We start from the raw sequence: 21,178 nt of genomic DNA, 5'->3' as shown, positions 1-21,178 counted from the left end.
AACCCGGAAGCTAAGCCTTTCAGCGCCGATGGTACTGCATGCGGGAGCGTGTGGGAGAGTAGGACGCCGCCGAACGATTATTGCGAGGAAAGCCCTGCTGGGAAACCAGCGGGGCTTTCCTGCGTTCACGGCCGGGCCCCGGGAATTCGTTCCGGGGCCCGGCCTTTTTGCGTTCCGTACGGGGGCTGCGGGGAAGCTGTTGCCGGATGGGTGGCATTCTGGGGCGATGTGTGAGGGGAACAGTTCCACCGAGGAAGATCTGCGGCGTCTGCTCAACGAGTGGGATCCGATCGGCGTCTCCGACCTCGTGCAGGACGAGTACGACTGCCTGCTCGCCCCTCTGCTGCGTCGGCTTGGTGCCGGCAGCAGCAAGGAGAAGATCGGTGACTTCCTGAGGCACGAGCTGGAGGAGCACTTCGGTCTTGACCCCCGCGGCCTCGAGCCCGAGGCGATGGCTGCCCGGTTGATCGCCTGGTGGGCGCCCGCAGCTCCGGACGACAGGTCCTGCCCCGGATAGCCACGTTCTGCCGCCAACGGGGCCGTAGGGTCCCCGTCGGCAGCGTCAGAGCCGGCCTGCTGCCTTCAGCGCCAGGTAGGTGTCGGCGAGGGCCGGTGCCAGCGCGTCCGGGAGGGCGTCGACCACCGTCACGCCGTGGCGGCGCAGGCGGTCCGCCGTGTTCCGGCGTTCGGTCAGGGTGCGCGCCGCGGCAGCGGCCTCGTAGACCGCCTCCGCACTGCCCCGGGCGGTGGCCATCTCGTTGATGCGGGGATCGGCGACGGAGGCCACCAGGACGGAGTGGCGGCGGGTCAGCAGCGGAAGAACCGGCAGTAGCCCCTCCTCCACAGGAGAGGCGTCCAGGGCCGTCAGCAGTACCACCAGCGAGCGCTGTGAGGCGCGTTGCAGCACCGCCGACGCCATGCCCCGGGTGTCGGACTCCACCAGCTCCGCTTCCAGCGGAGCCATGGCGTCGACCAGCGCGGGCAGCACGTCGCCCGCCGTGCGCCGCTGCACCGACGCCCGCACCCGGCGGTCGAAGGCGAGCAGGTCCAACCGGTCGCCGGCCCGAGTGGCCAACGTCGCCAGCAGCAGGGCGGCGTCCATCGCCGCGTCCAGGCGGGGCACGTCGCCGACCCGGCCGGCGGCGGTGCGCCCGGTGTCCAGGACCACCAGGATGTGGCGGTCGCGCTCCGGCCGCCAGGTACGGACGGCGAGGGAGTCGCGGCGGGCTGTCGCCCGCCAGTCGATGGACCGGGAGTCGTCCCCCGTCACGTAGTCGCGCAGGCTGTCGAACTCGGTGCCCTCGCCCCGGGTGAGGAGGCTGGTGCGGCCGTCCATCTCCCGCAGCCTGGCCAGCCTGGCCGGCAGGTGCTTGCGGCTGGTGAACGGCGGCAGAACCCGGAGCGACCATGGAACGGCGTGGCTGCCCTGGCGCGCGGCCAGGCCGAGCGGTCCGTGGGAGCGCACGGTGACCCGCTCGGCCCGCCGGTCGCCGCGCCGGGACGGCCGAAGCCGGGTCGTGACCCGGCGGCGCTCGCCTGACGGGACGGTGACGACGTGCCGGGACGAGGCGGTGTCCGCGTCCGGCTGCCAGCTGCTCGGCGGCCAGGCGTCCCGCAGCGCCGCCCGCAGCGGGCGGCCGGACGGGTTCGTCACCGTCAGGTGGACCTCGGCGGCGTCATCGAGTCGAACTGATGTGTCACCGGAACGGGTGAACTGCAGCGTTCGCACTGGCGCGGCTCGCCACAGGTCGTACAGGATTGCGAGCAGAAGGGGGAGTTGGACTGCCAGCAGGCCGGACCAGCTGGGCAGCACGAAGCCGACCAGCAGCGTGCCGAGAGCGGCGACGAGGGCTGTGCGACCGGTGAGTGCCATGGCAGGTGAGCCGTCTCAGCGGGGGACGGGGACGTGGGCGAGGATCGAGTTGATCACGCTGTCGGCGGTGACGCCTTCCATCTCCGCTTCCGGACGGAGGCGGATGCGGTGCCGCAGGGTCGGCAGCGCGAGGGCTTTGACGTCGTCGGGGATGACGAAGTCGCGGCCGGTGAGCCAGGCCCAGGCGCGAGCGGTCGACAGCAGGGCGGTGGCTCCACGGGGGGACGCACCAAGAGTGAGTGAGGGGGAGTCTCGAGTGGCACGGCAGATATCGACGATGTAGCCGGTGATTTCTGTGGACACGGCGGTCTTGGCCACGGCTGCGCGCGCGGCCTCCAGTTCGGCGGGGCCGGCGACCCGGCGGACTCCCGCTGACTCCAGGTCACCGGGGTTGAAACCGCCTGCATGCCGGGTGAGCACGTCCACCTCGTCGGCGCGGGAGGGCAACGGGATGTTCAGCTTCAGCAGGAAGCGGTCCAGCTGGGCCTCCGGCAAAGGGTAGGTGCCCTCGTACTCCACGGGGTTCTGGGTGGCTGCGACAAGGAAGGGCTCCGGGAGGCGCCGGGCGGTGCCGTCCACCGTGACCTGCTTCTCCTCCATGGCTTCCAGAAGAGACGCCTGTGTCTTGGGCGGAGTCCGGTTGATCTCGTCGGCGAGCAGCAGGTTGGTGAAGACGGGGCCGGCCTGGAAGGAGAACTCCGAGGTGCGGGTGTCGTAGACGAGCGATCCGGTGACGTCGCTGGGCATCAGGTCGGGGGTGAACTGCACGCGCTTGGTGTCCAGGTCCAACGTGGCCGCCAGGGTGCGGACGAGCAGGGTCTTCGCCACTCCGGGCACTCCTTCGAGGAGTACGTGGCCCCGGCAGAGCAGAGCGACCACCAGGCCGGTCACGGCGGAGTCCTGGCCCACGACGGCCTTGGAGATCTCGCTCCGCAACGACTCCAGGGCGGCGCGGGACGTGTCGGCGGAAGGGGCGCTCACGAGGGGCGGTCCTTGTCTCTAGGGGCGGGGGACGGGGAAACGCGGTTGCGGAGTCGGTCGAGTTCGTCGGCCAGGTTGACGAGGGCGTCGTCGTCGGCGGGCGGCGGACCGAACAGCAGATGGTGCACCTCGCCGCCGGTGCCGCCCGAGTGGGAGGCGACGGCGGCGGTGAGCACCTCGGCGTTGTCCGCCTGGGCGGCAGGTACGCCGCAGAGCGCGGCCAGCCGGGCGCGACCGTCGCTGCGGAGGGCCTGAGCGGCGCTGCCGCGGGCGCGGGCCTGCTGGTAGAGCCGTGCCCGGCCCTCGGTCGCCTCGGAGGCGTACACGGTGACAGGAAGGCGTTCGGGCACCAGCGGGCCCAGGCGCCGGGCTCGCCACAGAGCGGTCAGCACGGCCGCGACGGCGAGCTGCAGGGCGGCCCAGCGCCAGCCCGGCGGCACGAGTTCGGCGACGCTGAGGTCGCCGGCCTCGTCGGACGACTGATCGGCGAGTGACGGGAGGTACCAGACCAGATGCGGACGGGAGCCGAGGAGTTGCAGAGCGAGCGAGGCGTTGCCGTGCTGGTCCAGGCGGTGGTTCTGGAGCAGGTCGCCGGAGCCGAGTACGACGGTGTCCCCGTCGCCTGTCGCGTCCGGCAGGCGCAGCAGGCTGGGCAGGTCCTCGGCCGGGTAGCAGGAGTCGACCTCGTCGGCCGACGAGGTGTAGGTGTAGCCGCCGAGTTCCGCATCGCCCGCCCGGGAGGCGAAGGGCGCCGCGCAGTCCGCGGCGCGGACGGCGACCTCGTGGCTGCCGACCGCGCGGGCCCGCGGGGCGAGCCGCTCCACGGAGCCGGGGCCGGGTGCCAGGAGCAAGGTCCGGCCGCCGCTGCCGGAGAAGGCGGCCCGCAGCGTGTTCAGTTGGCGGTCGCCCAGCAGGTCGGGCGCGGCCACGAGCACGGTGGTGTCCGGCCCGGCGGCGTCGGCAGCCTCGGCGGTGGTGGTGACGACGGTGGTGTCGACTCCGCGCTGGGCGAGCAGTTCGGCGGTGGCGAGGCTGCCGGAGCGTTCGGGGGAGCGCGGGTCGAGCAGGCCGTACTGCTCGCCGGAGCGCAGGACGGCGAGCACGATGCCGGCGACGAGCAGCACCGCCACCGCGGCGAGCAGTCCGCGCGAACGCATCCACAGCGCCTTGGCGTCGGGCGACAGGGAGCTGCCGTCGGACGGCACGGTTGCCGGTGTGCGGGTGCCCGTCACCTGCCGCCTCCCGAGGAAGTGGAACCGGCCAGGTCGGGACGGGCCTTGCCCACGGCGGTGTCCAGCGTCCGCAGGGCGCTGTACGCCTGCGCGTCAGCCGGCCGGCCGGCGTACGTCACCTCGTCGAACACCAGGGCGGCGGAACGCAGTTCGGCGGCGTGGCCGGGCAGCACACGGCCGGCCTCGGCGGCGGCCTCGTCCGCCGTGCGCCCCGGCCGGGGATCGAGCAGCGCCCGTTCCTCCAGGGCGCGCACCAGCGCCCGCATGCGTTCCTGCACGGCCCGGCTCCAGTCGCCCGCGGCTGCGTGGCGCTCCGCCGCGGTCCGGTGCTCGGCCGCCGTCCTGGGCCGGTCGCCGAACACCCCGCGTCCGCCGGAGGGCAGCGCGGCCCGCACGGACCCCATGCGCAGTCGCAGCGCCACCACGAGCACCAGCACGAGCAGTCCGACGGCGAGCAGCCCCACCCAGCCGCCCGGCGTGACACCAGCGGCGGAGGAGAGCAGCCTGCCGATGGTGTCCCACACCCACTCAAGGGCGCGTTGCAGCAGGCCGGGGTCGTTCTGGTGGTACTTGGGGTCGCTGAGCTCGCGGCGTGCGGCCTCGCGGGCCGCTTCCCCTCCGATGGTGACCGGTACGTCCTCATCGGCGTTCTGGGCGTTCTGGGCGTTCTGGACGCGGACCAGGGCCGCCGCCAGGCTGCTTGCCACCGTCGTGACCGACATCAAGGGCATCGACGCCTCATTGCCCGGGGTCCGGGCGGTCCGGAGTGCCGGTGGTGCCGTCCGCCACGCCTGCGGCCCGGGCGAGGTCGATGTCCAGGGCCTCCCGCCGGATGCGCCGGTCCATGTACAGCAGCGCGGAGACGCCCGCGCTGAACGGGAGGGTCAGCGCCGAGGTGACGACGCTGCCGACTCCCATCACGATCAGGTAGGTCCAGGAGCGGTCCGTCGGGCCGCCGGTGAGCAGGCTGGCCGCGCCGTCGCCGTCCATCAGGGCGGCGATCAGCACGGTCGGGATCGACACGATGAAGCTGAGGACCATGACCAGCAGCAGGGCCAGCATCTGGATGCCGAAGATGCGCCACCACGAGCCGCGCACCAGCTTCGCGGAGCGCCGCAGTGCGGTGACCGGTCCCTGCCGTTCGAGCATCAGGGCGGGCGCGGCAAGGCAGTAGCGCACCCACAGCCAGATCGCCAACACGACGCCGCCGAGGCCGCCGAAGAAGAACAGCAGCAGGCCTGCGGCCGGCGAGGACGCCGCGACCAGGATGCCGGGGACGAAGCCCACCGCCATCGCGCCGATGACGATGAGCATCACGAGCAGGGAGAGCCCGAGCAGCCGCAGCAGCAGCGGTCTGGAGTCCTGCCAGGCCTCGCCGATGGATACCGGCCGGCCCAGTACCGCGCGGCTGACCACGATGGTGAGCATCGCCGTGGCGATGACGGTGCCGACCATGGTGGTGAGCATCGGGATGCTCTGGCTGGCGAGGGTGCCGTTGAAGGCGTCCATCACCTCCGACAGCGTCGGCTCGGGGTTGTTCTCCAGGGCCTCCAGGCTGGTGAGGTTGCGGAACCAGAGGCCGGTGACCACGGTCGACACCAGCTGGATCAGCACCGCGACGCCGATCGAGATGCCCAGGACGGGCCGCCAGTGGGCGCGCATCGTCGACACCGCGCCGTCGAGGATCTCCGTCATGCCGAGCGGGCGGAGCGGGATCACGCCGGGCTTGGCGGCGGGCGCCTGCTGCCAGTTCTGCTGCCAGCCGCCGGGGCCACCGGGCGGCGGGGGCGGTGCTCCCCAACCGGTCGGCCCGGCGCTGGGCGGCTGCTGTGCGGACCAGCCCGTCGGCTGCGCGGGCGGCGGGACGGCGCTGCCCGGATGCGGCGGAACCGCGTCACCGGGCGGGGTCCGCTCCCGATCCTGGTCGCCAGAGGGCTCGGAGGGGGAAGACCCGGGCGAGGCCCAGCCCGGAGACTCGTTCACTGCGGTTCACCTCGGTCTGGGGAGCACTGGTTGGCAGCCATCGTGCCACGCTGCGCTTTCGGATGTACGCGGCCCTGCCCGAGCGGTGGCCGAGCGGGCAGACTGGCCCAATGGCTGATCACGAGGCGAGGGTTGTTCCGGTGCTGCGATGGGAGGAACTGCCAGAGGGACCGGTGGTGGTCCTTCTCGACCAGACGCGGCTTCCGCACGAGGAAATCGAGTTCATCTGCACAGACGTACCCGCTCTGGTGGGAGCGATCCGCTCGCTCACCGTCCGTGGTGCCCCGCTGCTGGGTATCGCCGGCGCCTACGGTGTGGCGCTGGCCGCGACGCGCGGCTTCGACGTGGAGGAGGCGGCAGGTCAGCTGGCCGGTGCCCGGCCCACCGCGGTCAACCTGGCGCACGGTGTGCAGCGGGTCCTTGACGCCTACCGCCGGGCGACGGCTGCCGACGGTGACATGCAGCGGGCCGCCGCGGCGGCGCTGGCCGAGGCACGGGCCCTGCATCGTGAGGACGCCGACGCCAGCGGGCGCATGGCGGCTGCCGGGGCGGGACTCCTGCGCGAACTGCTGCCCGGGGGCGGCTACCGCATCCTCACGCACTGCAACACCGGGCGGCTGGTCTCCGGCGGTGAGGGCACCGCCTTCGCCGTGGTGCATGCGGTGCACCGGGCCGGGGAGCTGCGGCGCCTGTGGGTCGACGAGACGAGGCCGCTGCTCCAGGGAGCCCGGCTCACCGCCTACGAGGCGGCCCGGGCCGGCATGGCCTACACACTGCTCACAGACGGTGCGGCGGGGTCGCTGTTCGCCGCGGGGGAGGTCGACGCGGTACTGATAGGGGCCGACCGCATCACCGCCGACGGCTCGGTGGCGAACAAGGTCGGCAGTTATCCACTGGCCGTACTGGCCCGGTACCACCATGTGCCGTTCATCGTGGTCGCACCGCTCACCACGGTCGACCAGGCGACCGAGGAGGGCTCCGCCATCGAGGTGGAACAACGATCAGGACACGAAGTCACGGAGGTGGCACCGGGAATGTCCGTCGCCCCGTTGGGAGCTCAGGCGTACAACCCGGCCTTCGACGTGACGCCTCCGGAGCTGGTCACGGCTCTGGTCACGGAGGCCGGCGTGGTCTCTCCGGTGACCGCGGCCGGGCTGGCCGAACTCTGCTCCGTCTCACCGGCAGGAACATCACGAACAGGTAATGGGATGATGAACGCATGAAAGGACGCGTCCTCGTCGTCGACGACGACACCGCACTGGCAGAGATGCTCGGCATCGTGCTGCGCGGCGAAGGCTTTGAACCGTCGTTCGTCTCGGACGGAGACAAGGCGCTGGCCGCCTTCCGGGAGACCAAACCCGACCTGGTGCTGCTCGACCTGATGCTGCCCGGACGGGACGGCATCGAGGTGTGCCGCCTGATCCGGGCGGAGTCCGGTGTCCCGGTGGTGATGCTCACCGCGAAGAGCGACACCGTGGACGTGGTCGTCGGCCTGGAGTCGGGCGCCGACGACTACATGGTCAAGCCCTTCAAGCCGAAGGAGCTGGTGGCCAGGATCAGGGCGCGGCTGCGCCGCTCGGAGGAACCCGCGCCGGAGCAGCTCGCCATCGGGGACCTCGTCATCGACGTGGCGGGCCACTCGGTGAAGCGGGACGGCCAGTCGATAGCACTGACGCCGCTGGAGTTCGACCTGCTCGTCGCCCTGGCGCGCAAGCCCTGGCAGGTGTTCACCCGGGAGGTGCTGCTGGAGCAGGTCTGGGGCTACCGGCACGCCGCGGACACCCGCCTGGTCAACGTGCACGTGCAGCGACTCCGCTCCAAGGTCGAGAAGGACCCGGAGCGGCCGGAGATCGTGGTCACCGTCCGCGGCGTCGGTTACAAGGCCGGACCAGGCTGACATGTCCGAGCACGGTTCCGTTCCGCCGAAGAAGGAGGCGGAACGGAACACCTCCTCCCGCTCGGCACGGTCCCGCTCCGCACGGTCCGTCATCCAGCAGGTGCGGCGCGGCGGCCACCTCCTCTCCGACGGCCTGCTGCCGGAAGGGGCGACCGGTAGCCGGGCCCACCCGGTGGTGCGCATGTTCGTGCGCTGGGTGCGGCGTCCGCTGCTGCCCGCGGCACGCCTGTGGCGCCGCAACATCCAGCTGCGGGTCGTCGCGGCCACGCTGCTGATGTCGCTCGCCGTGGTGCTGCTGCTCGGCCTGGTGGTGATCGGGCAGGTCCGCAACGGTCTGCTCGACGCCAAGCAGCAGGCCGCGCAGAGCCAGGCGGCGGGCGGCTTCGCGGTCGCCACCGAACTCGCCGACAGCGCCGCCAGCGGGGAGGGCGACGGCGAGACCGGGGGCGGCCGCAACGTGCTGGACTCCGGCGCGTGGCTGACCCAGCTGGTGCAGCAGCTGGCCAGTGGCGGTCAGGGCGTCTACTCCGTGGTGGCGCTCAGTTCGGACGAGGAGGTGACGCCCTTCATCGGGGACGAGACCACCAACACCCGCGGGCCGCGCGCCTCGGGCGACGTCCGCCCCGAGGAGAGCGTGTCGCCGACGCTGCGGCGCACGCTGGACCAGCAGGCGGTGGCGCACCAGCAGTACGGGCGCATCGTGCGCACCGGCGGCGGCAGCGAGCCGGCACTGATCATCGGCAAGCGGCTGAACGACGCCAACGGCAACCCGTACCAGCTGTACTACCTCTTCCCCTTCAGCCAGGAGGAGAAGTCGCTGTCCCTGGTCAAGGGCACGCTCGCCACCGCCGGGCTGTTCGTGGTGGTGCTGCTCGGCGCCATCGCCTGGCTGGTGGTGCGCCAGGTCGTCACTCCGGTGCGGATGGCCGCCGCGATCTCCGAACGGCTTGCCGCCGGCAAGCTCCAGCAGCGCATGAAGGTCACCGGCGAGGACGACATCGCCCGCCTCGGTGAGGCGTTCAACAAGATGGCGCAGAACCTCCAGACCAAGATCGGCCAGCTGGAGGAGCTGTCCCGCCTGCAGCGCCGCTTCGTCTCCGACGTCTCCCACGAGCTGCGCACCCCGCTGACCACCGTCCGGATGGCGGCCGACGTCATCCATGAGGCACGCGGCGACTTCGACCCGGTGACGGCCCGCTCCGCCGAGCTGCTGCTCGGCCAGCTCGACCGGTTCGAGGCGCTGCTCGCGGAACTGCTGGAGATCAGCCGGTTCGACGCCGGCGCCGCCGCGCTGGAGGCCGCGCCGACCGACTTGCGGGAGGTCGTGCACCGGGTCGTGGAGGCGGCCGAGCCGCTGGCCGACGCCAAGGGCACCACGGTCGTCGTGCGCGGCGCCGAACGCCCGGTGATGGCCGAGGCCGACGCCCGGCGGATCGAGCGGGTGATGCGGAACCTGGTGGTCAACGCCATCGAGCACGGCGAGGGCCGCGACGTGGTGGTCCGGCTTGCGGCCGGCCCCGGCGCCGTCGCCATCGCGGTCCGCGACTACGGCGTGGGGCTGAAACCGGGCGAGGCGCAGCGGGTCTTCAACCGGTTCTGGCGGGCCGATCCGGCGCGGGCCCGCACCACGGGCGGTACGGGCCTCGGCCTGTCCATCGCCATTGAGGACGCCCGTCTGCACGGCGGCTGGCTCCAGGCGTGGGGCGAGCCGGGCGGCGGATCGCAGTTCCGCCTGACCCTGCCCAGCACGGCGGGCGAGGTGCTCGGAGGCTCGCCCATCCCGCTGGAGCCGCACGACTCGACGCGCCGCCTGGAGGCGCGGCGCAACCGGTCGGCCCCCTCCGCCCGGCGGACCGGGCCGGTCCCGGACGTTCCCGAGACCGCCCGGCAGGCGGCGGAGCGAGGCTCCGCCCAGCATTCCGGGCGACACCCCGGGCAGCACTCGGCTCAGGACGACCGCGAGCGGGACGGCTCCGAGCGGACCGACCGAGAGCGGACCCACCGAGCCCACCGCGAGGAGAACCACCGCGAGGAGAACCACCATGAGGGCTGAACGGCGCGGAGGCGTCGCCGTGCTTACGGCGTGCGCGCTGCTGCTGTCCGGGTGCGCGTCGATCCCCTCCGACGGCGAGGTCAAGCGCATCGAGTCCCCGCAGCGCGCGGAGGCCGACTCGCAGGTGCGGGTGTTCGGGGTGAGCCCGCAGAAGGGGCAGCAGCCACCGCAGATCGTCCGCGGTTTCCTGGAGGCCACGACCAGCGACGAGGCCAACTTCGACACCGCCCGCAAGTACCTCACCGAGGAGGAGTCCCGACGCTGGGACCCGTTCGCGAGCACCACCGTGGTGGCCGGCGGGCCCGACGTGCCGTCCGACGGCGTGCGCGCGGACCGCGACGGGCAGGGCTTCAGCATCGAGGTGACGGGCACGCAGGTCGCCGCGGTGGACGTCAAGAACGCCTACACGCCGGCGGAGGGCACCTACCGGCAGGTCTTCCACCTGACGCGGGCGAAGAACGAGTGGCGGATCGACCGGCTGCCGGACGGTCTGGTGATGGGCGAGGCAGACTTCCAGCGCATCTACCGGTCGGTCAACACCTACTACTTCGCCAATCTCGGACCGGAGGCCGCGGCGGTGCCCTCCGGCCGCAACGTGCTGGTGGCCGACCCGGTGTACCTGCGCCGGCGCATCGACCCGGTGACGGAGACGGTCAGCTCGCTGCTGGACGGGCCCACCGACTGGCTGAGCCCAGTCGTCAGCACCTCGTTCCCCGCCGGGGTGCGGCTGGCTCCCGGGCAGCGTCTGGCACTGGACGAGTCCGGTGGCCTGGAGGTGCGGCTGACGGCCGGGCGCGGGGGCGGCCGGGTCAACGTCGACGAGCGGCAGTGCGTGCGGATGGCCGCCCAGCTGCTGCACACGGTCGACCAGCAGTCCTCCTCGCGGGTGCAGCGGGTCGCCCTGGCCGACCGGCAGGGCCGCACGCTGTGCGAGCAGAGCGACGAGGAGGCGCAGGTCTACTCGCCGGGGCTGCTGAACGGTCAGGCCACCCACCAGTACTTCGTCGACGCCGCGCACCGCCTGGTGGCGCTGCAGGAGCAGCAGGACACCGCGGTGCCGGTCCGCGGGCCCTTCGGGCAGGGCGAGGTCCCCTTCCGGTCGGTCGCCGTCAGCCGGGACGAGGGCATGGGCGCGGGCGTCTCGCTGGACGGCCGTTCGCTCTACGTCGATCCGCTCTCGGCCGACGTCCAGTTCGACGCGCCGGTGCTGACCAGCGCCGGGGCCAAGGAGCGCGACCGGCTGACGGCCCCCAGCTGGGACGGTCTGGGTGATCTGTGGGTCGCCGACCGGAACCCGGGGCAGTCCCGGCTGCTGCGTCTGCGGGGCGGACGCGGCGACGCGGAGGAGGTCGAGGTGCCAGGGCTGGGTTCCGGCCGGATCGAGTCGCTGCACATGTCGGCCGACGGCACCCGCATCGCGCTGCTGGTGACGGCAGACGACCTCACCACGCTCCAGCTGGGCCGGGTGGAGCGGGAGAACGACGCCGGCGGGGAGCCCGTGGTGAAGGTGACCGGGCTGCGGCCGGTGGCGCCGCTGTTGGAGAACGTCGTCGCGGCCTCGTGGGCGGGCGGCAGCCGCATGGTCGTCGTCGGCAAGGAGTCCGGCGGCGTCCAGCAGCTCCGGGTGATCTCCACCGACGGTTCTGCGGGAACGCCGCCGAAGCTGCCCGGCGTCAACAACGTCAAGGGCATAGCCGCCTCGGAGGACGAGGAGAAGCCCCTGCTGGCGGACTCGGAGGAGGGCATCGTGCGCCTGCCCCGGGACGCCGACTGGCAGGAGGTCACGAAGAAGGGCTCGGCACCGGTGTACCCGGGCTGATCGGCGGGCGCACGGGAGGGGGAGCGGTGCGGGAGTGGTGGCAGGAACTGGCCGACCTGGTGCTGCCTGCGGACTGCGCGGGCTGCGGTGCGCCCCGGGCGGGTCTGTGCGCGGAGTGCACGTCCGCGCTGCACGGCCCGGTACGGCGGGTCCGTCCCGACCCCCCGGGAGGTGACCCGGGGCGGCTGCCCGCGGTGTACGCGGCGGGGGAGTACGGCGACGAGCTGCGGGCGGTCCTGCTCGCCCACAAGGAGCGCGGCGCGCTGCGCCTGACCAGACCGCTGGCAGCGGCTCTGGAAAGGGCCGTGCGGGCTGCTGCACGGTCCTGTGCCGAGCCGGGAGCCGGTCCGCTGCTCCTGGTGCCGGTGCCGTCCGCCCGGCGCGCTGTGGCGGCGCGAGGCCACGACCCGGTCCTGCGCATGGCGCGCGCCGCGGCGGGCCGCCTGCGGGGCTCCGGCCGGCAGGTGCGGGTGCTGGCCGCGCTGCGCGCCCGCCGCCGGGTGGCCGACCAGGCGGGGCTGGGCGCCGCCGCCCGCGCCCGGAACCTCAGCGGCGCCCTTGAGGTGCCGGGCGCCGCGGTGCCGCTGCTGGCGGCGGGCCCGGTGGTGCTGGTGGACGACCTGATGACCACGGGGTGCTCCCTCGCCGAGGCGTGCCGCGCGGTGGGGGCCGCCGGAGGGCGGGTGGCGGGTGCCGCCGTCGTCGCCGCGGTCCCCGCTCTGCCGGACCGCGGCGGTGTGCCGGGCGCGGGGCGGGGCATGCGGAGGGGAACGGACCTGCGGCGGCGGCCGTTGTCCGGGTGGGCGCCGAAAGGCGTTCGATGACCTGTACGCACCGGTAGGGGGTGCCGACCATCCCCCAGTCGGGGTACGTTCGGTTATGAGGAAATGCGTCGAGGTGGACGGATCTCCTCGGAGCGGAACGTGCGCACTTCGCTGCGTTTGCCCGACTCCGCTGGTCGCCTCTCTTTTCGAGTGGGTGGCGATCTTCCCGACTGGGGAGAAGGAGGTGGAAGTCGCAACCCGACGTAGTGCCGGAACGTGACCGGTGGTGACCGGTACCCGGCATCAGTGCACCAAGGACGCTCCGCCCGTCAGCGGAGTGGTCCGGGAACGGAGTTCTGCGTGGACATCGTCGTCAAGGGCCGTAAGACAGAGGTTCCGGAGCGGTTCCGTAAGCATGTGGCCGAGAAGCTCAAGCTGGACAAGATCCAGAAGCTCGACGCCAAGGTGATCCGCTTGGACGTTGAGGTGTCCAAGGAGCTGAATCCGCGCCAGGCCGACCGATCCGACAGGGTGGAGATCACCCTGCGGCACCGCGGTCCGGTCATCAGGGCCGAGGCGGCGGCCCCCGACCCGTACGCCGCGCTCGACCTCGCAGCCGAGAAGCTCGAGTCCCGCCTGCGGAGGCGGCACGACAAGCGCACGTCCCGGCGCGGCAACGGCCGCATCCCGGCGAGTGACGTGGCGGTGACCGTGCCCGACGCCGCCGTACTGGACGGCAACGGCGCGCTCGCGACCAGCGCCCCCGAGGACGACGGCGCATCGGACGTCACCAGGGTCGGACCGCTGGAGGTGCAGGGCGAGGGCCCGCTGATCTGCCGGGAGAAGACCCACAAGGCCGCGCCCATGACCCTGGACCAGGCCCTCTACGAGATGGAACTGGTCGGGCACGACTTCTACCTGTTCGTCGACTTTGACACCAAGCACCCGAGCGTCGTGTACCGGCGGCACGCCTACGACTACGGCGTCATCCACCTTGAGCCCGACCCGTTCGTCGACGAGCCGCCGCACGGCGCGGGCGGCGCACTCGGCGGCTGAAAAGCGCCCCTGACCGCGGCCCCCGGCGGGAGTCTGAACTCCGCCGGGGGCCTCTACGTTGTGTGTAGACAGGGGCACGTCGCCGCAGCGAGCTGCACCGCTTCGGCCGCCGACCCCGATAGCATGGACGTCACGACCAACCGGCCTCCTGATCAGCCCGGTTGGCGCCTACGCGGCATGGCCTGCAGGGGGAGGAACGATGGCGGACAGCTTCGGTCCCACGATGCCCGGCGCCTTCGGGGGCGGCGGGACCGCGCCGGCCGACGAGCGCGAGCGCGGTCTGCGGGACGAGCCCATCCGGGTGCTGGTCGTCGACGACCACGCCCTGTTCCGCCGGGGCCTGGAGATCGTGCTCGCCCAGGAGGAGGACATCCAGGTCGTCGGGGAGGCAGGGGACGGCTCCGAGGCGGTCGACAAGGCCGCCGACCTGCTTCCGGACATCGTGCTGATGGACGTGCGCATGCCCCGTCGCGGCGGCATCGAGGCGTGCACCGCCATCAAGGAGGTCGCACCCAGCGCGAAGATCATCATGCTGACGATCAGCGACGAGGAGGCCGACCTCTACGACGCGATCAAGGCCGGGGCGACGGGCTACCTGCTGAAGGAGATCTCCACCGACGAGGTGTCCACCGCGATCCGGGCCGTCGCTGACGGGCAGTCGCAGATCAGCCCCTCCATGGCGGCCAAGCTGCTGACCGAGTTCAAGTCCATGATCCAGCGCACCGACGAGAGCAAACTGGTGCCCGCCCCGCGGCTGACCGACCGCGAGCTGGAGGTGCTGAAGCTGGTGGCGACCGGGATGAACAACCGGGACATCGCCAAGGAGTTGTTCATCAGCGAGAACACAGTGAAGAACCACGTGCGCAACATCCTGGAGAAGCTCCAGCTGCACTCGCGCATGGAAGCGGTGGTCTACGCGATGCGCGAGAAGATCCTGGAGATCCGCTGAGGCCTGCCCGCTGAGGCCCGTCCACCGTGTGAGGCCTGCGCGCTGAGGGCTGAGGCGTGAGCACTGGCGGCGGGGCCGGACGGCCCGCGGGGTCAGGCCAGGGCCTTGCCCAGCATGGCCGCCAGCTGCGGGTCGTCGCAGCGCTCCACGCGGACCTGGTCGCAGCCCACCCAGTCGGCCGCCTCGTGCAGCGCCTTCGCCATCGCCGCCACCGCGTCAGGTCCGGCCAGGGAGACCTGACGGGCCACCAGGGTGCTCCCCTCCCGGGCCGGGTCGACCCGGCCGACCAGCCGGCCGCCGGCCAGCAGCGGCATCGCGAAGTAGCCGTGGATCCGCTTGGGCCTGGGCACGTAGGCCTCCAGCCGGTGCGTGAACCCGAAGAGGCGCTCCGTGCGGGGGCGGTCCCAGACCAGCGAGTCGAACGGCGACAGCAGCGTCGTGCGGTGCCGGCCGCGCGCCTGCTCTGCGAGCGCCTCCGGAGCGGCCCAGGCCGGCTTGCCCCAGCCGACGACCTCGACCGGGACCAGCGCGGTGTCGGGCAGTACCGACTCCACCTGGCCGGCCTTGAGGCGGTGGTAATCGGCCAGATCGGCGCGGGTGGCCACGCCCATGGCGGACCCGGCCTGCTCGACCAGGCGGCGCAGGCAGCTGCTGTCGTCCTCGTCGTCGTGGAACAGGTCCGCCGGCACGGCCCGTTCGGCCAGGTCGTAGACCCGCTTCCAGCCGCGGCGCCGGGTGCAGACGACCTCGCCGGTGTCGAGCAGCCACTCGACGGCGATCTTCGTCTCGGACCAGTCCCACCACACCCCGCCGTTCTTCGCACCGCCCAGTTCGGAGGCGGTGAGCGGCCCGTCGGCCGCCAGGCGGTCCCGCACCGCGGCCAGCGACCTGTCCCGGTCCGCGAGGTCGTGCCAGCGGCGCCCGCTGGACCGGCGCGCACGGCGGCGGAAGGCGAAGTGCGGCCACTCCTCGATCGGCAGTACGCAGGCGGCGTGCGACCAGTACTCGAACGAGGTGTCACCCGACCAGTACGCCGACTCCACCGCCGTCCGCCCGACCGCGCCCAGCCGGGCGTAGGGCACCAGCTCGTGCGAGCGGGCCAGCACCGAGATGGTGTCGAGCTGGACGGCACCCAGCCCGCGGAGCACACCGGGCACCCCGGCGGCGCGGTCGGGGGCGCCGAGCAGGCCCTGGGCGCGCAGGGCCATCCGGCGTGCCTCGTCGGCGGTCAGGGTCACCTGGGCGTGGGTCATGCCGGCCACCCTAGGACCCGTCACTGACAACGGGACCGGGAGGCGGACGGCAACCGGCCCGTGAACGGCAACCGGCCCGGAACGGCGGCCGGGGCGGGTGCCTCCGGGGCCCGGCGGCCGGGGTGCGGCGCCCGAGGTGCGTGGCGGCCAGGGTGCGGCGTCCGGGGTGCGTGGCGGTCAGGGTGTGCGGTGCTCGGGGGCGGGCAGGTAGGGCGTGACGGTGCTCCGGCCGAGGTCGGAGGGGAGCAGCGCCGCCGCCCACGCGTCGCGCCGGGTGCCGCGGTGGGTGATCTTGGACCGCTGCACGCCCTCCAGGACGAACCCGATCCGGCGGGCCACCGCGCGCGAGCCCTCGTTGCCGACCTCGGCGCACCACTCCAGCCGCTCCACGCCCAGCGCGGTGAAGGCCCAGTCGGCCACCGCGCGGCCCGCCTCCGCGGTGTACCCGCGCCTGCGCTGGTCGGGCGCCGTCCAGTAGCCCAGTTCCGCCTGGCGCTCGGCGGAGCGCAGCAGGCCGATGCGGACCAGGCCCATCGAGCCGGCCAGTACGCCCTCCCGGGTGAACACCCCGAAGTTGTACATGGTGTCGTCCCGCCAGCCCGCCGGGCTGGTCCGCAGCACGAACTCCTCCGCGTGCTCCAGGTGGTAAGGGGTGGGCACCGGGGTCCAGCGTGCGATGTCGGGGTCCTGGCAGGCGGCGAGCACCGCGTCGGTGTCGCGCGGCTCCAACGGGCGCAGCAGGAGGCGCTCGGTGCGCAGGGTCACGGGTTCCATGCCCCGCATTGTGTCCCGCCCGGTCCGGCGCGCGCGGGCGCGCACGGTGCGGGGACCGTGAGAACCCGAGGCACCATACGGGCCCGCCGCTCGTTGGGGGGTTCAGGGCTTGTCGCCCCTCGCATACGATGGCCGGTGCGGCATGCCCCTCCCGGCCGTGTCCGTCAGGGGCGCAGACCGCAACCACCGTGACCACCGCAACGACCGTGCCAGGCCCGACCGGCAAGGAGACCAGCCTCAGTGTCCGTCTTCAACAAGCTCATGCGTGCAGGCGAAGGCAAGATCCTGCGCAAGCTGCACCGCATCGCGGACCAGGTGAATTCCATCGAAGAGGACTTCCTTGACCTCTCCGACGCCGAGTTGCGGGAGCTCACCGACGAGTACAAGGAGCGGTACGCGGGCGGTGAGAGCCTGGACGACCTGCTCCCGGAGGCGTTCGCCACCGTGCGGGAGGCGGCCAAGCGCGCGCTCGGCCAGCGACACTACGACGTGCAGCTGATGGGCGGCGCCGCCCTGCACCTCGGTCACGTCGCCGAGATGAAGACCGGTGAGGGCAAGACCCTCGTCGGCACGCTCCCCGCCTACCTCAACGCGCTGTCCGGCAAGGGCGTGCACCTGATCACGGTGAACGACTACCTCGCCCAGCGCGACTCCGAGATGATGGGCCGCGTCCACAAGTTCCTGGGCCTGGACGTCGGCTGCATCGTGGCGAACATGACGCCCGCGCAGCGCCGTGCGCAGTACGCCTGCGACATCACGTACGGCACCAACAACGAGTTCGGCTTCGACTACCTGCGCGACAACATGGCGTGGTCGCAGGACGAGCTGGTGCAGCGCGGCCACAACTTCGCCATCGTCGACGAGGTCGACTCCATCCTGGTGGACGAGGCCCGTACCCCGCTGATCATCTCCGGTCCCGCCGACTCCGCCACCAAGTGGTACGGCGACTTCGCGAAGCTGGTCAAGCGCCTGGAGAAGGGCGAGCCCGCCGACGTCCGGCTGCAGAAGCCGGAGACGGGCGACTACGACGTCGACGAGAAGAAGCGCACCGTGGGCATCCACGAGGCGGGCGTCGCGAAGGTCGAGGACTGGCTGGGCATCGACAACCTCTACGAGTCGGTCAACACGCCGCTGGTGGGCTACCTCAACAACGCGATCAAGGCCAAGGAGCTCTACAAGAACGACAAGGACTACGTCGTCATCGACGGCGAGGTCATGATCGTCGACGAGCACACCGGCCGCATCCTCGCGGGCCGCCGCTACAACGAGGGCATGCACCAGGCGATCGAGGCGAAGGAAGGGGTGGACATCAAGGACGAGAACCAGACGCTCGCCACGATCACCCTGCAGAACTTCTTCCGCCTCTACGACAAGCTCTCCGGCATGACCGGTACGGCCATGACCGAGGCCGCGGAGTTCCACCAGATCTACAAGCTCGGCGTGGTGCCGATCCCCACGCACCGCCCGATGGTCCGGGCGGACCAGGCCGACCTGATCTACCGCACCGAGGTCGCCAAGTTCGACGCGGTCGTGGAGGACATCGCCGAGAAGCACGAGAAGGGCCAGCCGATCCTGGTCGGCACCACCTCGGTGGAGAAGTCGGAGTACCTCTCGCAGCAGCTGAAGAAGCGCGGCGTCGTGCACGAGGTGCTGAACGCGAAGAACCACGAGCGCGAGGCGCAGATCGTCGCGGAGGCCGGCCGCAAGGGCGCGGTCACGGTCGCCACCAACATGGCCGGTCGAGGCACCGACATCAAGCTGGGCGGCAACCCCGAGGCGATCGCCGAGGCCGAGCTGCGTGGCAAGGGCCTGGACCCGGAGGAGCACATCGAGGAGTGGGCGGCTGCGCTGCCGGCCGCTCTGGAGCGGGCCGAGCAGGCGGTTGCGTCGGAGTTCGAGGAGGTCAAGAGCCTCGGCGGCCTCTACGTGCTGGGCACCGAGCGGCACGAGTCGCGCCGCATCGACAACCAGCTCCGCGGCCGTTCCGGACGTCAGGGCGACCCGGGCGAGTCCCGCTTCTACCTCTCCCTCGGCGACGACCTGATGCGCCTGTTCAAGGCGCAGATGGTGGAGCGCGTCATGGCCATGGCCAACGTGCCCGACGACGTGCCGATCGAGAACAAGATGGTGACGCGGGCCATCGCCTCGGCGCAGTCTCAGGTGGAGCAGCAGAACTTCGAGATCCGCAAGAACGTCCTCAAGTACGACGAGGTGCTGAACCGGCAGCGCGAGGTCATCTACGGCGAGCGCCGCCGGGTCCTGGAGGGCGAGAACCTGCACGAGCAGATCCGCCACTTCATGGACGACACCATCGACGCCTACGTCCAGGCCGAGACGGTCGAGGGCTTCGCCGAGGACTGGGACCTGGAGCGCCTGTGGGGCGCCTTCAAGCAGCTCTACCCGGTCTCCGTCACGGTGGAGGACCTGGAGGAGGAGGCCGGTGACCGCGAGGGCATCACCGCGGACTTCCTCACCGAGGCCGTCAAGGAGGACATCTACAAGCAGTACGAGGGCCGCGAGGAGCAGCTCGGCTCGGAGATCATGCGCGAGCTGGAGCGCCGTGTCGTGCTGTCGGTGCTGGACCGCAAGTGGCGCGAGCACCTGTACGAGATGGACTACCTGCAGGAGGGCATCGGCCTGCGGGCGATGGCCCAGAAGGACCCGCTGGTCGAGTACCAGCGGGAGGGCTTCGACATGTTCCAGGCCATGATGGAGGGCATCAAGGAGGAGTCCGTCGGCTACCTGTTCAACCTGGAGGTCCAGGTCGAGCAGCAGGTCGAGGAGGTGCCGGTTGAGGACGCGCGGCCGTCGCTGGCGAAGGACACCCGCGACGCGGTGCCGGCCGGCGGGCGCCCCGCCATCCGGGCCAAGGGTCTGGACGCGCCGCAGCGGCCCGACCGGCTGCACTTCTCGGCGCCCACCGTTGACGGTGAGGGCGGCGTCGTCGAGGGCGACTTCACCAACGAGGACGGCTCGACCACCGGTCCGTCGGACGGTATGACCCGCGCCGAGCGCCGCAAGGCCCAGAAGGGCGGCCGTCGCCGCAAGAAGTGAGGGCCGGTCGCGTCGCCCGCTGCGGGCGACGCGACCTGGTCCGACGGCTCACCGGGCCGGGCACCGCGTCACGCGGGGCCCGGCCCGTCCGTCTTCCCGTCGCTGTGGCCGTGCTCGCCCTCGCCCTCGGCGTCGCCGTCGCCGTCGCCGTGCGGTGGGGCGAAGGGGCCGCCGGGGCCGAAGGCCGCTTCCGCGAAGCGGGTGCCGATGCGGCGGTGCGCGGTGGCGTCCGGGTGCAGCAGGTCCGGCAGCGGCAGCTCGGCGTGGTCCGCCTCGCCGTAGAGGTCGCAGCCGTCGAGGTGGTGCAGGTGCGGGTCGTCGGCCGCGCGCTGCCGCACGATGCGGGCCAGCTCGGCGCGGATGACCTGGAGCGTCAGCTTCCCGGCGGCGGTCTCCGACGGATCGCCCATGGCCCGGAACCGCAACTGCCCGGCCCGGAGTTCTTCGAGGTCGAAGGCGCCGGGACCCGGGGTGCGCTCGTGCATCGGGCAGTACAGCGGCGAGACGACGAGCAGCGGCGTGGTGGGGCGGCCCTCGCGGATCGTGTCGAGGAAGCCGTGTACGGCCGGGGTGAAGGCGCGCAGGCGCATCAGGTCCAGGTTGACCAGGTTGATGCCGATCTTGACGCTGATCAGGTCGGAAGGGGTGTCGCGCAGGACGCGGGCGGTGAACGGGTCGAGCAGCGCGCTGCCGCCGAAGCCGAGGTTGACCAGTTCCACGCCGCCGAGCCGGGCGGCCAGCGCCGGCCAGGTCGTGGCGGGGCTCTCGGCGTTCGAACCGTGGCTGATCGAGCTGCCGTGGTGCACCCACACCCGCCGGCCGTCCGGCGGGGCGGCCTCGACGGGGGCGTCGGTGCGCAGGGCGACCAGGTGCGTGGTCTCGTTGTGCGGCAGCCAGATCTCGACGCGCTTGAGCCGGTCGGGGAGCCCGGTGAACCGGACGGTGCCGACCGGGCCCGGCCGGGTCTCCACCGCGCCGGTGGCCAGGTCCACCGTGGTCAGGTTGCCGCCGTCGACGGTCGCCCGGCCGGCCGGGCGACCGTCGACGAGCAGGTCGTACACGCCGTCCGGGCGGGGCGGCGTGCCCGCGTAGGCCGTCTTCGTGCGGAGTGTGTCCAGCTCCACGGCGGTCGCCCGGGTGCGCAGGACCAGCCGTACGCCGGAGGGCTGGGACTCGGCCATGGCGAGTTGTCCGTCGGTGAACTGGGCGCGGGCCCGGGCGGGCAGCCGGTGCGGCAGCAGGCCGTGTTCGGTGTGCTCCAGGTCCAGCGCGCCGCGCAGCAGGTCCGGAGTGAGCGGTGTGGTGATCGGGACGGCCGTGCCGGGCGGCTCGGCGGGTTCGGGGGCGGGGGCGGGTTCGTGCCGGTGGTCCATGGGCCTCAGCCTGTCAACGGACCGCCGCGGGCGCACTGAGGTTTTCCTCAGGGCCGTCCCCGCTGCCGCTGTCTTTCCCCGCCCCCGCTGTCTTTCCCCGCCCCCGCCCCCGCCTCC

Annotated in this window: 17 protein-coding genes and 1 rRNA gene; 10 read left to right on the top strand and 8 right to left on the bottom strand. The window is 72.3% G+C overall.

Going from position 1 to position 21,178, the window contains the following annotated elements; genetic code table 11:
• Window positions 1-75: ribosomal RNA gene (gene rrf, locus QNO07_RS26630) — 5S ribosomal RNA — on the top strand; the annotation flags it as partial.
• A 151-nt stretch (window positions 76-226) separates the two neighbouring features.
• Complete coding sequence (locus QNO07_RS26625; RefSeq protein ID WP_283995083.1) at window positions 227-517, top strand: hypothetical protein; 291 nt, start codon at window positions 227-229, stop codon at window positions 515-517.
• A 45-nt stretch (window positions 518-562) separates the two neighbouring features.
• Here the strand turns inward: QNO07_RS26625 and QNO07_RS26620 are convergent, their stop codons facing one another.
• From QNO07_RS26620 to QNO07_RS26600, 5 genes are read right to left on the bottom strand one after another with little or no spacing between them, the layout of a single operon-like run.
• Window positions 563-1,873, bottom strand: coding sequence for a DUF58 domain-containing protein (locus QNO07_RS26620; RefSeq protein WP_283995081.1), 1,311 nt, complete (start codon window positions 1,871-1,873; stop codon window positions 563-565).
• 15 nt (window positions 1,874-1,888) lie between these two features.
• Window positions 1,889-2,854, bottom strand: a complete 966-nt coding sequence (locus tag QNO07_RS26615) for an AAA family ATPase (protein ID WP_283995080.1) — start codon at window positions 2,852-2,854, stop codon at window positions 1,889-1,891.
• Window positions 2,851-4,086: a DUF4350 domain-containing protein gene (locus tag QNO07_RS26610; protein WP_283995079.1), complete on the bottom strand. Its 1,236-nt coding sequence runs from the start codon at window positions 4,084-4,086 to the stop codon at window positions 2,851-2,853. Before QNO07_RS26610 ends, QNO07_RS26615 begins: the two co-directional genes overlap by 4 nt.
• Window positions 4,083-4,808 carry a DUF4129 domain-containing protein gene (locus QNO07_RS26605; protein ID WP_502961947.1) on the bottom strand — a complete coding sequence of 242 codons (726 nt, stop codon included), beginning with the start codon at window positions 4,806-4,808 and terminating at the stop codon, window positions 4,083-4,085. The genes QNO07_RS26610 and QNO07_RS26605 overlap by 4 nt, the downstream gene beginning before the upstream one ends.
• Before the next feature lie 16 nt (window positions 4,809-4,824).
• The gene (locus QNO07_RS26600) at window positions 4,825-6,069 is read right to left on the bottom strand and encodes a DUF7847 domain-containing protein (RefSeq protein WP_283995077.1); all 1,245 of its coding nucleotides are present in this window, start codon (window positions 6,067-6,069) and stop codon (window positions 4,825-4,827) included.
• 110 nt (window positions 6,070-6,179) lie between these two features.
• Between QNO07_RS26600 and mtnA the strand changes: the two genes are divergently transcribed.
• The 7 genes from mtnA (at window position 6,180) to QNO07_RS26565 (ending at window position 14,607) form a co-directional block, all read left to right on the top strand.
• A complete protein-coding gene (gene mtnA / locus QNO07_RS26595; protein WP_283995076.1) occupies window positions 6,180-7,292 on the top strand; it encodes an S-methyl-5-thioribose-1-phosphate isomerase in 1,113 nt (370 codons plus the stop codon).
• Entirely contained in the window at window positions 7,289-7,966 is a 678-nt protein-coding gene (gene mtrA, locus QNO07_RS26590) for a two-component system response regulator MtrA (protein ID WP_283995075.1), read from the top strand. Before mtnA ends, mtrA begins: the two co-directional genes overlap by 4 nt.
• A 1-nt stretch (window position 7,967) precedes the next feature.
• Window positions 7,968-10,019, top strand: a complete 2,052-nt coding sequence (mtrB, locus tag QNO07_RS26585) for an MtrAB system histidine kinase MtrB (protein ID WP_502961946.1) — start codon at window positions 7,968-7,970, stop codon at window positions 10,017-10,019.
• The gene (locus tag QNO07_RS26580; RefSeq protein WP_283995074.1) at window positions 10,009-11,838 is read left to right on the top strand and encodes an LpqB family beta-propeller domain-containing protein; all 1,830 of its coding nucleotides are present in this window, start codon (window positions 10,009-10,011) and stop codon (window positions 11,836-11,838) included. The genes mtrB and QNO07_RS26580 overlap by 11 nt, the downstream gene beginning before the upstream one ends.
• Before the next feature lie 26 nt (window positions 11,839-11,864).
• Complete coding sequence (locus QNO07_RS26575; protein WP_283995073.1) at window positions 11,865-12,662, top strand: ComF family protein; 798 nt, start codon at window positions 11,865-11,867, stop codon at window positions 12,660-12,662.
• A gap of 300 nt (window positions 12,663-12,962) precedes the next feature.
• A complete protein-coding gene (gene hpf, locus QNO07_RS26570; protein ID WP_283995072.1) occupies window positions 12,963-13,658 on the top strand; it encodes a ribosome hibernation-promoting factor, HPF/YfiA family in 696 nt (231 codons plus the stop codon).
• A 199-nt stretch (window positions 13,659-13,857) separates the two neighbouring features.
• On the top strand, window positions 13,858-14,607 hold the full coding sequence (locus QNO07_RS26565; RefSeq protein WP_283995071.1) for a response regulator: 750 nt from the start codon (window positions 13,858-13,860) through the stop codon (window positions 14,605-14,607).
• 92 nt (window positions 14,608-14,699) lie between these two features.
• On the opposite strand, the gene QNO07_RS26560 is transcribed toward QNO07_RS26565, so the two are convergent.
• The gene (locus tag QNO07_RS26560; RefSeq protein ID WP_283995066.1) at window positions 14,700-15,860 is read right to left on the bottom strand and encodes a winged helix-turn-helix domain-containing protein; all 1,161 of its coding nucleotides are present in this window, start codon (window positions 15,858-15,860) and stop codon (window positions 14,700-14,702) included.
• A gap of 177 nt (window positions 15,861-16,037) precedes the next feature.
• Window positions 16,038-16,634, bottom strand: a complete 597-nt coding sequence (locus QNO07_RS26555; RefSeq protein WP_283995065.1) for a GNAT family N-acetyltransferase — start codon at window positions 16,632-16,634, stop codon at window positions 16,038-16,040.
• Between the two features lie 240 nt (window positions 16,635-16,874).
• Between QNO07_RS26555 and secA the strand changes: the two genes are divergently transcribed.
• Entirely contained in the window at window positions 16,875-19,688 is a 2,814-nt protein-coding gene (secA, locus tag QNO07_RS26550) for a preprotein translocase subunit SecA (RefSeq protein WP_283995063.1), read from the top strand.
• A gap of 68 nt (window positions 19,689-19,756) precedes the next feature.
• On the opposite strand, the gene QNO07_RS26545 is transcribed toward secA, so the two are convergent.
• Window positions 19,757-21,061: a GDSL-type esterase/lipase family protein gene (locus QNO07_RS26545; protein WP_283995062.1), complete on the bottom strand. Its 1,305-nt coding sequence runs from the start codon at window positions 21,059-21,061 to the stop codon at window positions 19,757-19,759.
• Window positions 21,062-21,178 lie beyond the last annotated feature (117 nt).

This window comes from Streptomyces sp. 549 (genome assembly GCF_030124175.1).
Taxonomy (GTDB): domain Bacteria; phylum Actinomycetota; class Actinomycetes; order Streptomycetales; family Streptomycetaceae; genus Streptomyces.
Note: the sequence above shows the minus strand (reverse complement) of the source record. Positions and strands in the feature narration are given on the sequence as shown.